At 72.3% G+C, this 12270-nt stretch carries 9 protein-coding genes and 1 riboswitch; of the genes, 2 read left to right on the forward strand and 7 right to left on the reverse strand.

The window, feature by feature from the left end; genetic code table 11:
- Positions 1 to 13 precede the first annotated feature (13 nt).
- From SH922_RS27300 to ligD, 6 genes are all read right to left on the reverse strand, one after another.
- Positions 14 to 1393 (reverse strand): FtsW/RodA/SpoVE family cell cycle protein, encoded by a 1380-nt coding sequence (locus SH922_RS27300; protein ID WP_393060471.1) that lies wholly within the window; start codon positions 1391 to 1393, stop codon positions 14 to 16.
- An 82-nt stretch (positions 1394 to 1475) separates the two neighbouring features.
- On the reverse strand, positions 1476 to 2816 hold the full coding sequence (locus SH922_RS27305) for an ATP-binding protein (RefSeq protein ID WP_393060472.1): 1341 nt from the start codon (positions 2814 to 2816) through the stop codon (positions 1476 to 1478).
- The gene (locus tag SH922_RS27310; protein ID WP_393060473.1) at positions 2813 to 3625 is read right to left on the reverse strand and encodes a hypothetical protein; all 813 of its coding nucleotides are present in this window, start codon (positions 3623 to 3625) and stop codon (positions 2813 to 2815) included. Before SH922_RS27310 ends, SH922_RS27305 begins: the two co-directional genes overlap by 4 nt.
- Before the next feature lie 96 nt (positions 3626 to 3721).
- Entirely contained in the window at positions 3722 to 4057 is a 336-nt protein-coding gene (locus SH922_RS27315) for a zinc-ribbon domain-containing protein (RefSeq protein ID WP_393060474.1), read from the reverse strand.
- Positions 4054 to 6201 (reverse strand): HEAT repeat domain-containing protein, encoded by a 2148-nt coding sequence (locus SH922_RS27320; RefSeq protein WP_393060475.1) that lies wholly within the window; start codon positions 6199 to 6201, stop codon positions 4054 to 4056. The genes SH922_RS27315 and SH922_RS27320 overlap by 4 nt, the downstream gene beginning before the upstream one ends.
- A gap of 146 nt (positions 6202 to 6347) precedes the next feature.
- Entirely contained in the window at positions 6348 to 7244 is an 897-nt protein-coding gene (gene ligD / locus SH922_RS27325; protein ID WP_393060476.1) for a non-homologous end-joining DNA ligase, read from the reverse strand.
- 60 nt (positions 7245 to 7304) lie between these two features.
- On the opposite strand from ligD, the gene SH922_RS27330 reads away from it, so the two are divergent.
- A complete protein-coding gene (locus tag SH922_RS27330) occupies positions 7305 to 8438 on the forward strand; it encodes a Ku protein (RefSeq protein ID WP_393060477.1) in 1134 nt (377 codons plus the stop codon).
- Positions 8439 to 8569: 131 nt separating this feature from the next.
- Here the strand turns inward: SH922_RS27330 and SH922_RS27335 are convergent, their stop codons facing one another.
- A complete protein-coding gene (locus SH922_RS27335) occupies positions 8570 to 10480 on the reverse strand; it encodes a protease pro-enzyme activation domain-containing protein (protein WP_393060478.1) in 1911 nt (636 codons plus the stop codon).
- 323 nt (positions 10481 to 10803) lie between these two features.
- A riboswitch (ZMP/ZTP riboswitch) is annotated at positions 10804 to 10930 on the forward strand.
- A 39-nt stretch (positions 10931 to 10969) separates the two neighbouring features.
- Between SH922_RS27335 and glyA the strand changes: the two genes are divergently transcribed.
- A complete protein-coding gene (gene glyA, locus SH922_RS27340) occupies positions 10970 to 12253 on the forward strand; it encodes a serine hydroxymethyltransferase (RefSeq protein WP_393060479.1) in 1284 nt (427 codons plus the stop codon).
- Positions 12254 to 12270 lie beyond the last annotated feature (17 nt).

Here is a 12270-nt window from a genome sequence, read left to right on the forward strand (position 1 = left end):
GACGGGTACGGCATCACAGCTCGTCCTCCAGGGCCGTTGCGACGACGCCGGTCTCCACCTCGTCGGGGTGAGGTCTGCGGGCCACGTCGCTGACCCGGATCAGCAGCGCCACGATGATCCAGTTGGTGACCACCGACGAACCGCCCTGCGCGAGGAACGGCATCGCCATGCCCGTCAGCGGGATCAGCCCCATGACTCCACCCGCGATCACGAACACCTGGAGTGCCAGGATCGAGGCGAGACCGATCGCGAGCAGCCGCCCGAACGCGTCGCGCAGGGCGAGCCCGGCCCGGTAGCCCCGCGCCACCAGCAGGGCGTACAGCATGAACACCGCGGTCAGCCCGGTCAGGCCGAGCTCCTCGCCGGCCGTCGCCAGGATGAAGTCGGACTTGGCGGCGAAGCCGATGAGGATGGAGTGGCCGAGCCCCAGCCCGGTGCCGAGCATCCCGCCCGCGGCGAAGGCGAACAGCGACTGGGCGAGCTGCCCGGGGCCCCGGCCGGCGTCGATGGAGGCGAACGGGTCGAGCCAGTCCTGCACCCTGCTGTGCACATGCGGTTCGAAGGAGCCGACGACGAACGCGCCGACGGCGGCCAGCAGCAGCCCGACGGCGATCCAGCCGGTCCGGCCGGTCGCCACGTACAGCAGGATCACGAACAGGCCGAAGAACAGCAGCGAGGTGCCCAGATCGCGCTCCAGGACCAGGACGCCGACACTGATCAGCCAGATCGCCACGATCGGGCCGAGCACCCGGCCGGTGGGGAGCTGGAGCTTCCAGATCCTGCGGCCGGTGTACGCGAGGGCGTTGTGGTTCGCCGCGAGGTAGGCGGCGAAGAACACGGCGAGCAGGATCTTGGCGAACTCGCCGGGCTGGAAGGAGAATCCACCGACCCTGATCCAGATCCTGGCGCCGTTCACCGCGGGGAAGAAGATCGGCACGATCATCAGGACGAGGGCGGCGGCGACGGAGAGGTACGCGTAGCGCTGGAGGACCCGGTGGTCGCGCAGGAACACCACCACCGCGATGAAGAACGCGACACCGAGCGTGGACCAGATCAGCTGGGTGGGCGCCGCCTGGTCCTTCGGTGTCTCCAGGTCGAGCCGGTAGATCAGCACCAGGCCCAGGCCGTTGAGCAGGACGGCGATGGGCAGCAGCAGCGGATCGGCGTACGGGGCGCGGAAGCGGACGGCGAGATGGGCGAGGAGGGCGAGCAGCCCGAGTCCGCCGCCGTATCCGGCGACGTCGGGCGGGACCATGTCGTCGTGGGCCAGACCGACGGCGGCGTAGCCGTAGACGGAGATGAGGACGGCCCCGATGAGGAGCGAGAGTTCTACGCCGCGCCGCTTGGGCAGGCGCAGCTCGGGCGGGGGTGCGTCCGCCGTCGTTGCGGTCATGCCACGCAACGTAGCAAGAGGTGGGTGCTATTTCCCTTATGTCATGATGTGGGAGTTCGTGGGGCCGGGTGTCGTCCGGCCGTCAGCCGTCGGCGGTGGAGTCCGACGGCTCCTCGTCGTCGTCCAGGCGTACGTACTCCGGCAGCGTCAGCCGGGCCACCGCCCCGCCGTCCGGGGCGTTCTCGAAGGCCAGTCCGGCGCCCATCACCTCCGCCTGCCCGACGGCGATGGTCAGCCCGAGGCCGTGCCCCTTGGCGCCGCCCTCCGTCCGGAAGCGTTGCGGGCCGCCCGCGATCAGATAGTCGGGGAAGCCATCGCCGTGGTCGCGAACGGTGACCACCGGCCCGTCGACCGTCAGCACCACCGGCGGGCGGCCGTGCCGGTGTGCGTTGCCGATCAGATTGCCGAGCACCCGTTCCAGCCGCCGCTTGTCCGTCTCCACCCGTACCGGCGGTCCGTCCGGGGCGACCCTGACCTCGGTGCCGGGACCCGAGGCGCGCGCCACCCGTTCGACGAGCGGCGCCAGTTCGTGCACATCGAGGTCGACCTGTTCGGTACGGGCGTCGAGCCGGGAGATCTCCAGCAGGTCCTCCGTCAGCGCACGCATCGCCCGGACCCGGTCCTGCACCAGCTCCGACGGGCGGCCCGGCGGCAGCAGTTCGGCGGCGGCCGACAGGCCGGTCAGCGGGGTGCGCAGCTCGTGTGCCACATCGGCGGTGAAGCGCTGTTCGGCGACGAGCTTGCGCTGGAGCGCCGAGGCCATGGTGTCCAGCGCCCCGGCGACGATCGCGACCTCGTCCTGCCGTCGTGAGGGGTCGGCCGTGCGGGGGTCGTTGACGCGGGCGTCCAGATCGCCCGCGCCGATCCGGCGGGCCACCCGTGCGGTCTGGTGCAGCCGACGGGTGACCCGGGTGACGGAGAACGCGCCGACGAGCAGGGTGGCGCCGATCGCCAGCAGTGCGGAGCCGACGATCGCCCCGTCCAGGCCGTTGATGGTGCGGGCGTTCTGGCTGTAGTCGATCCGCGTCGCCAGGGCGTGCCCGTCGGCCGGGGCGGCGGCCCACATCGTGGGGCGGCCGCCGTGGTCGGCGACCATGGTGCCCCGCTCACCGCCCACCGCCAGGGCGCGCAGCGAGGCGGGCAGCCCCGGCGGGTCGATCCCGGAACGCGGCGGCAGGGCCCCGCCCGCCTCGTAGGCGGCGGTGACGTCCTCCAGCCGGGCCAGCGCCTTCTCCCGGGCGTGGCCGACCGTCTGCCGGGTGACCGCGGTGTGCACCAGTACGCCCAGCAGGGCGGCGAGCACGCAGCACATCACGGTGATGAAGACCGCGGACTTCCAGGTGAGCGTCGCGGTCCAGGCGGGCAGGCGCAGCCTCCGCCGGGGGCGGCGGGTCCGGGTCGCGCCGGTCCGCCGGCCTCTCACCGGCGCTCCGCGGTGACGGCCGCCGAGGGGGCCGCGGTGGGCTGTGCGGTGGGCGCTGCGGTGCGGGGCGGGGTCGCCCCGGTGGTCGGCCGCGCGGAGGGCCGGGCGCTCGCGGTGTGCCGTCGGCCCGGGTCGGCCCGCGGGGTCATCCGCAGGATCTCGTCCTGCGTGGGCAGCATGGCGCGCTGCTGGTCGTCCCAGGACCAGGCCGTGCGGTACTCGTACCCCGTGATGGCGGAGGGCGCCCGCATGATCAGGTCCCGGCCCGCCAGTTCCACGCTGATCACGGCATCGGACGTCGACATGATCCGGGTGAGTCCGCCGGGCTCGGGCATGTAGACGCGTACGGAGAGCTGACGGTTCGCCAGCTGGATGCCGAGGACCATCTCGTCCCGGCCGTCGCCCGTCAGATCGCGGAAGTACGGCTTCAGTACCGGGCAGGTCGCGGGCGCGGTCCGGCAGGCGTTGATCCGGCGTACGGTCTCGGCGGGGAGCGCGGCCGTGCCGCTGGACCGGTCCGGACGGGCGCTCAGCCCCGCCTGCACCACCGCCACCGGATCCAGCCGGTGCACATCGCCGCCCGGGACGGTGATCCCGGGGATGTGGGCGGTCTCGCCCTCGCCGTAGTCGTACGGGGCGGCGGAGGCGGGCGGCAGCTCCGGCCAGAGGTGGGCGGGACCGATGGCCGCCGTGGCCTGTCCGGCGCTCCTCAGCTCGCCGCCGGTGCCGCAGCCGGCCAGCAGCGCGGCGCCGGTGAGAGTGGCGACGGCGGCAGCCGCGCGGCGCCCCGTCCGGTGCTGCGGACGCATGTCTTCCTCCCGTTCCGACGGCCGGCCGGACCGCACGTGTGTGCGCACGGCCCCGGCTCCGTAGACCTTATTCGGAAGGAAGTCTCTTATGCGTATTTACTGCTGATACGGGTTCTGGCCCTGCCCCTGGCCCTGCGTGCCCGGAGCGTATCCCGGCTGCTGCTGGGACTGGCCGAAGGGGTTCCCGTCCTGCGAGGCCACGTGCTGGGCCAGCAGCTGATCGGCCTGCTCCTTGGGGATCTTCTGCTCGCCGCCGCAGAAGGTGCACTGGGTGGCGTACTTCGTCGAGAAGGGGAACAGGGGTACGAAGAACAGCGTGAACTTCGTCACCCGCTTGCGCAGGGTGTGCGCGGCCGGATTCCCGCACCAGCCGCAGACCAGCGTCAGGACCGCCAGTTGGTAGAGATAGCCTCGCGTACCGAAAATGATCATGTTGTGGGTCCCTTCCCCGTATTCCCCAGGAGCGCCCGGCGGCAGAGCGCCAGCAGCTTTTCGTCCTCGTATGTGTCGTGGCTGCCGCATCCGCCGTCCATCGCGTTGTGACGGCGTACGGAGGCGAGCTCGGCGTGCAGCACGAGTGCCGCGTCCGACCCTGCACCAGCAGCCCCCGTCCGCGCCAGGCATTCGGCCACCCGAACCCTGACATGACGGTTCTTCTCCCAGGCCGCGAGGAGTACCGGAACGGACTCCTCGGCCCGTCCGGAAACCTCCCACAGAGCGATCGCCGCGTCCACCCGCAGCCACAGCTCCTCGTGCCCCAGCAGCGCCCGCAGCCGCGGCGCGGTAACCGCCGCCTGCGCGCCGAGCCGGCCCAGCGCGCTCGCCGCCGCCCGCCGCTCGCGCGCGTGCTCCGCCTGGAGCCCCTCGATCAGGACCGGCAGCACCGCCCCGGCATCCCCGTCGACGGCCCAGAGCGTCTCGGCGGCCTCCGTGGCCCCCGCCGTCCCGGGGCGGCGCATCAGCGCCCGCAGCTCCGGGACCGCGCAGTGTGCCGCGGGCCCGAACGAGCCGAGCGCCCGCAGCGCCGCCGTGCGCAGCCACTCGCCCCGGTACTCCGGCGCCCCGCGCAGGATCCGCAGCACCTCGGGCGCAGCCTCGCCCGCCCGGAGGGCGGTCAGCCCGGCGAGCAGCGGACTCGCCCGGTCGTACGCCTCCTCGTCCAGCCCGACCTCGCTCAGCCGGCGGCGCAGCACGCCGGCCAACGGTGCGGCGGCAGGCCCCAGATACCCGATGGTGAACCCCACGTCGTGCGGCACCTCGGCCCGCTCCAGCGCCGCCGCGAGCGCGGGGAGGGCGCGGGCGTCGCCCAGCCTGGCCAGGGCCTTCACCGCGCTGCCCAGCCCCGGCGGCCCGCTCGCCCACTCCTTCACCCAGGCACCCGGATCCGCCGCGACCCGGGCCGCCAGCGCGTCCGCCGCAGGTACGGCCAGGCCGAAGAGCTCCTCCAGGACGTGCGAGGCGGCCTCGGCCAGCTTCGGCTCGTCCGAGGTGAGCTGCTCGCCCACGAGCCGGACGAGCTCCCCGTAGGAACCGCGCCAGGCCCGGATGAGACCGCCGCTCATCCGGACGGCATCGATGCGCTGACCCGGGTCGGGGCTGCACAGCTGATCCGTCAGCAGCGCCGTCCGGTCGGCGACCCGGTCGTCGAGGCCGACATGCAGGGTGCGCAGCAAATCGGCCGTCCAGGGCGCCGTACGCCCGGTCCTCTCCTCGGCCGACAGCGCCCGCAGCTGTCCCACCAGGGTCACCGGTGCGGCCTCGGCGGCGGGATCAAGATCGCCGTGCGCCCCCGCCGCGAGCGTCCGGGACCCGGGCTCGGGGGCCTCCGGCTCCCGCGGGCCCTCCCGGTACTCCGGGCCCGAGCGCAGCTGCCGCAGCAGACCCGCCACCACCCTCACCACGTCGCCGGGCAGTGCCTCGGGCGCGCACCGCGCCAGCTGGGCAAGGGCCGCCAGCCGCAGCCCCGGCGGATTCGCCTCGGCCGCCAGCCGGCTCAACCAGTCGGCGATCCGCCCGGTCAGCGGGCCGTGGCGCAGCGCCACCCGCCCCGCGGCCTCGACCAGGGCGAGCCGCACCTCGTCGTCCGGTTCGACCGTCAGCCGCTCGCGCAGCAGGGTCAGGACGCGGGCCGGACTGCCGTGCAGGGTGGCCAGCGCCAGCGGGGCGGAGACCCGTACCCCCGGGTCCTCGTCGGCCATCAGCGCGAAGAAGACCTCGGCGCCCGCGCTGACGGCCGCCGCCGCCATCGCGTAGTTCGCCTCGGCCTCGTCCTCGGCCCCGCAGATGTCCTCCTCGTCGATGTCGATGCCGCCGATGCTGGTCAGCAGCTCGACGATGCCGCCGCGGTCCGGGACCGCCGGATCGACGACCAGCTCGAAGAGGAAGGGGATGCAGGCGAGCGTGCAGGCGTAGACGTCACCCTGGTGGTGGACGGCCCCGTACATGCCGTCCAGCGCGGCCTCGCGCTCCGCCGGATCGGCGGAAGCCAGGCCCTGAAGCAGCCCCGGCACATCATCGGCAGGCCCGTAGGCATGCTCCATCGAGGCCCAGTCGACCTCGTCGATCCCCGCGAACACGCCATCGCCTCCCCACGGTTTCCCACGAAGCAGTGTCTGCGCAGAGTGTGCACCACCGCTCGGACAATCCACCCGCCCCATCCCGCCTTTTGCCCTTGGACATGACAACACCTGCGGCGATGCGGTATGTCCCGGCCACGGGAGCCCTACGGAGTGTCCGGAATCGGCCGTCCCCGGTCCGGCTCGGTGAGCGGTGCGAGCAGATCGCCGTACCGCTCCAGCCGCTCCGCCATGGCACCGGCCAGGAAGACCAGTTCCCCGGGCCTGCTGCACTCCTCGATCTCCGCCCAGGTGACGGGCGCGGAGACGGCCGGTTCGGCCCGGGCGCGCAGTGTGTAGGGGGTGGCGGTCGTCTTCGCCGCCGCGTTCTGGCTGAAGTCGACGAACACCTTGCCCGGCCGCAGCGCCCGCCTCATCCGGTGCACCACCAGTTCCGGAAGCTCCTGCTCGGCCTGGACGGCGAGCGCCTTCGCGTACGCCGACACCCGCTCGGACGCGGTGGGCTCCAGCGGTACGAGCAGATGCAGCCCCTTGGACCCCGACGTCTTCCCGTACGCCTCCAGTCCGTCCGCGGCCAGCCGCTCCCGCAGCCAGAGCGCGACCGCGCAGCACTCCACGACCGTGGCGGGCGCCCCCGGGTCCAGGTCGAACACCATCCGGTCGGCCAGACCCGGTGTATCGGCCCGCCACTGAGGGGTGTGGAACTCCACCACCAGATTGGCCGCCCACATCAGCGAGGCGAGATCCTGGACGACGACCTGCCGGGCCTGCTCCTTCTCGTGGTGCGGCACCGGGGCGGTGTGTACCCAGGACGGCGTACCGGGCGGCGGATTCTTGGTGAAGAACAGCTGCCCCTCCGGCCCGTCCGGATAGCGCAGGAATGACAGGGGCCGGTCCCGCAGATGCGCCAGCAGCGCCCCGGCCGCCGTGGCCGCGTAGTAGTGCAGCACCTCGCCCTTGGTGGTGCCGGTGGCCGGATACAGCACCTTGTCCAGGTTGCTGAGCGACAGCCGCCGCCCCTCCACCACTGTGATCGGCGTCATACGATAAGAATCACACGAAATAAGGATCAATACGGGTGCACGGCACGTAAGGGGTGAACGGTGAGGTCCATCTGGAACGGCGCCATCTCGTTCGGGCTGGTGAGCATCCCGATCAAGCTGGTCAACGCCACCGAGAACCACTCGATCTCCTTCCGCCAGGTCCACGTCACCGACGGCGGCCGGATCCGCTACCGCAAGGTGTGCGAACTGGACGGCGAGGAGCTGACCGCCGCCGACATCGGCAAGGCGTACGAGGAAGCGGACGGCTCGCTCGTCCCGATCACCGACGAGGACCTCGGCTCGCTGCCGCTGCCCACCGCCAAGACGATCGAGATCGTCGCCTTCGTGCCCGCCGACTCCATCGACCCACTCCAGATGGACGCGGCGTACTACCTCTCCGCCAACGGTGTGCCGGCCGCCAAGCCGTACACGCTGCTGCGTGAGGCCCTGAAGCGGAGCCAGAAGGTCGCCCTCGCCAAGTACGCGCTCCGCGGCAGGGAGCGCCTGGGGATGCTGCGTGTGGTCGACGACGTGATCGCGATGCACGGCCTGCTCTGGCCGGACGAGATCCGGGCTCCCGAGGGGGTGGCCCCGGAGAGCGACGTGTCGGTCCGGGATGCCGAACTCGACCTCGCGGACGCCCTGATGGACACGCTCGGCGAGGTCGACATGGACTCGCTGCACGACGACTACCGCGAGGCGGTCGAGGAGCTCATCGCGGCCAAGGCCTCCGGGGAGGTACTGGAGCCGGCCGCGTCCGGTGAATCCGGCGGCAAGGTCATCGACCTCCTCGCGGCCCTGGAGAGCAGCGTCCGGGCGGCGAAGGAGGCCCGCGGCGAGGAGGAGGGCGGGGCGGACGAGGAGGAAGCGCCGCCTGCGAAGGTCACCTCGATCGCGGACCGCAAGGCATCGGGCTCCACCACCCGCAAGACCCCCACGGGCAAGTCGGTGTCGCGCGCCGGGTCCGGCGGGGCCCGGACAGCTTCCTCCTCGCCCAAGTCCTCGGGGGCGAAGAAGTCCACGGCGGGTTCGAGCAAACCGGCGGCGAAGAAGAGCGCGTCCAGCAGCCGGTCCGGCGCGAAGAAGACCGCGTCGAAGGCCGGCGCGTCCAAGAGTGCCGCGGCCAAGAAGACGACGGCGGCCAAGAAGCAGAGCGGGACCAAGGCCGCCTCGCGCAAAAAGGCCTCCGCGTGACCGAGTCGTTCCGGCCACGGAGACAGCGGCCGGAGCACCTCGCCACCCGCGTACCGAAGACGGCCCGAGCGGCCGCCACGGGGCCTCGGCCCCGCGACGGCCGCTCGGCCGCCCCCGTCCCGCGCCCGGACTCAGCGCCTGCGGTACGAGCTCACATAGCCGGAGGCCGGCGTGCCGACACCCGTCACGTCGTCGTATCCCCGCACCGCCGACAGCGACGCGTCCTTGCCCAGGCTCCGCACCGAGGTCCGCAGCCCGTCCACCGCGTCGTACCCGTTGACGAAGTCCACTCGGGCGACCGCGAGATCACGTCCGGCACCCAGCGGGTGGTCCGTCACGTCGTGGTACGCCTTGGTGTGGTAGCGGGCGTAGATCGCCGGGTTGGCGAAACCGATCGGACGCCCGCGCTGCGCCTGCTGGGCCAGGGCCTGGACACCGGCGATGACCGGCGCCGCCAGCGACGTACCACCGATGCGGTACTCGTCGTAGCCCAGCGATCCGTCCGGCAGCGTCTGGGTCTGGCCCACCAGGAAGCCGGTGTTCGGGTCGGCGACGGCCGCGATGTCCGGGGCCGTGCGCATCCGGGTCTTCCCGTTCGCCTTCGCCAGCGAGTCCGGCACGGTGCCGCGCTGGTAGAACGGCTGCTTCACGGTGGAGCTGGTGCCGCCGCCCGCGCCCGAGGTGTAGGCGCCGGGGAAGCCGGTCCAGCTCTTGCCGTCCGCCGCCAGGAGCGCGTTCTTCGTTCCCCAGCCGGTCTCCCACTGGTACGTGTCGTTCTTGCCGACGGCCAGTGACGTGCCGCCGACCGAGGTCACCCAGGCGGAGTTGGAGGGGACGTCGATCTGCTTGGTGCCGGTGGACGCGACGTTGTCCCCGTCGTCGCCGGAGGAGAAGTAGAAGCCGATGCCCTCGACCGCGCCCATCTTGAACACCTGGTCGTAGGCGAGCGCCAGGTCAGGGGTCTGGTTGGCCTCGATGTCGCCCCAGGAGTTGGAGACGATGTCCGCGAGCCGGGAGTCGACGACCTTGTTCAGCGAGTCCAGCAGGTCGTTGTCGTAGCAGGACGCGCCGCCCACGTAGACGATGCCGGCGTCCGGGGCGACCGCGTGCACGGCCTCGACGTCGAGGGTCTCCTCGCCGTACCAGCCGGAGGCCCCGCACTCCTCGGTCTTCGTGTAGTCGTCCGGCAGCACCTGGCTGAGCTGCCCGGGCCGGTAGGGCGCGTCGCCGTTGCGCTTCGCGTACTCGGCGGCGTCCTCCGCGATGGTGGGGGAGGCGTACGCGTCGGTGATCGCGACGGTCACCCCCTTGCCGGTGAAGCTGCCGGCCCCGTACGCGGCGCGCAGCTGCTTGCCGGTGTACCCCTTGACCGCGTACGGCACCTTGGCCCCGTAGGCGCTCGGCAGGGTGGAGGCGGTCTTCGACCCGAAGTACGAGGAGAACGGCCCCGAGTTGCGGAACACCGCGTCCGGCGGCGGCAGCACCTCGTCGTGACTCGACTTGTGCGGTGCGTTGTCGAGGCCGGAGACGGCGAGCACGGCGTCGCTCAGCGCGGCCGGCACGGAGGCGGTGGAGCCCGGAGCGCGGTAGGTACGGCTGCCCTTGCGGTAGTTGCGCAGCTGGGTACTGAACGCCTTCTCCGCCTGGCCCGCTTCACCGGTGGCCGAGACGTAGTGCCGGCTGGCGCCGGTGACGGTCAGCCCGCTGGACTCCAGCCACTGGCTGACCCGGTCGATCTGGTCCTGAGTGGCCCCGAACCGCGCCTGTGCCTGCGTGGCGCTCAGGTACTTCCCGTACGACGGCGACTGCGGGTCGGAGACGGCGGCCGCGTAGGCGGCCAGCCCCTTCGCGTCCCGTCCTGCGAGATGAACCCGGACAGCGACCTTCGCGCTGTCGGCCGTGGCCCCCTGGTCGGCCGTGGCGGTGGCCCAGGCCGGCTTGGTGCCCTGCAGCGCGTCCCGTCCGCTCGGCGCGGAGTCCGCGCTGGCGTTGGGTATCCCGAGGGCGAGCGCACCGGCGAGCAGCGGCAGTGTCGCTGCCATGCTCAGCCCGGCGCGTCGTCGGGCGCGGCTGATTCTCAAAGTAACCCCCTGCGATGTGGGTCGCGCGTGTGGCGCATGCGCCGAATGATGTGCACATGTAATGCGCCACTCTGGCGAGGAACGCCTCATGCAGGGGGCATGTATTTGCCAAGAATCGACCAAGGTGCTTGTCGGCGAGGAGAGTTCACGCCGAATGGCCGAAGATCGGGCGTTGTCGCCGGGTGGCTCCCGATAGATCCGGATGGCCCGGAGCGCCGACTGTCGCAGCCGCCCTCCCCGGCAGGCCGGAATTCCGGGCTTCCGGGCCTGCCGCCCAGTAGGCTGTGAAGCGCTGCGACTGGCGCGCACCCCCTGACGGGGTGCTCAGTGGAATCGACCACGAGGGAGCGGCACACCCCGGGCCTGCCCGGGGGCGTCATCGCCGGAGAGCCGTCCGCCTGGGCATCCGGGTCCACGCCGCAGCCATGCGACCGACCCGGGAGGACCCCCGTGACCACATCCGCACCCTCGCACCCCCGCCACCCCGCCCTGGCGGCAGCCGATCCCGAGCTCGCCGCACTGGTGGCCGCCGAGGAGCAGCTCCAGGCCGACACCCTCCGCCTGATCCCCAGCGAGAACTACGTCTCCGCAGCCGTGCTCGAAGCGTCCGGCACCGTGCTCCAGAACAAGTACTCCGAGGGCTACCCCGGCAAGCGGTACTACGAGGGCCAGCAGATCATCGACCAGGTCGAGACCCTCACGGCCGAGCGGGCCAAGGCGCTCTTCGACATGGACCACGCCAACGTGCAGCCCTACTCGGGCTCGCCGGCCAACCTCGCCGTCTACCTGGCCTTCCTCAAGCCCGGTGACACCGTGCTGGGCATGTCGCTTCCCATGGGCGGCCACCTCACCCACGGCTGGGGCGTCTCGGCCACCGGCACCTGGTTCAACGGCGTTCAGTACGGGGTGCGGCGCGACACCGGCCGCGTCGACCTGGACGAGGTCCGCGACCTGGCCCTCGCCGAACGCCCCAAGCTGATCTTCTGCGGCGGCACCGCCGTCCCCCGCGAGATCGACTTCGCTGGATTCGCCGAGATCGCCCGTGAGGTGGGCGCGGTCCTCGTCGCGGACATCGCCCACATCGCCGGCCTGATCGCCGGCGGCGCCCACCCCTCACCCGCCCCGCACGTGGACGTGGTCTCCACCACCACCCACAAGACCCTGCGCGGCCCGCGCGGCGCGATGCTGCTGAGCCGGGCCGAACACGCCCGCGCCATCGACCGCGCCGTCTTCCCGGGCCTCCAGGGCGGCCCGCACAACCAGACCACGGCGGCCATCGGCGTGGCACTGAACGAGGCCGCCACGCCGGACTTCCGTACCTACGCCCACGACGTCGTGACCAACGCCCGCATCCTGGGCGAGGAACTGGCGGCCCGCGGCTTCGACCTCGTCTCGGGCGGCACCGACAACCACCTGCTGCTGATCGACCTCACGAGCAAGGACGTCCCCGGCAAGACCGCGGCCAAGGCCCTGGACCGCGCCGGCATCGTCGTCAACTACAACACCGTCCCGTACGACCCCCGCAAGCCCTTCGACCCCTCCGGCATCCGCATCGGCACCCCGGCCCTGACCTCACGCTCCATCCCCGCCTCCGAGATGGCCACCGTCGCGGGCTGGATCGACCGCGTGGTCGGTGCGGCCCGCACCGGCGACGAGTCCACCATCACGGCGGTCCGCGCCGAGGTGAAGGCCCTGATGGACGGGTACCCGGCGCCGGGGCTGCCGGTCGGCTGAGCGTGGGCAGGGGCGGC

The sequence above is a fragment of the Streptomyces sp. LN549 genome (genome assembly GCF_043203805.1).
Taxonomy (GTDB): Bacteria; Actinomycetota; Actinomycetes; order Streptomycetales; family Streptomycetaceae; genus Streptomyces.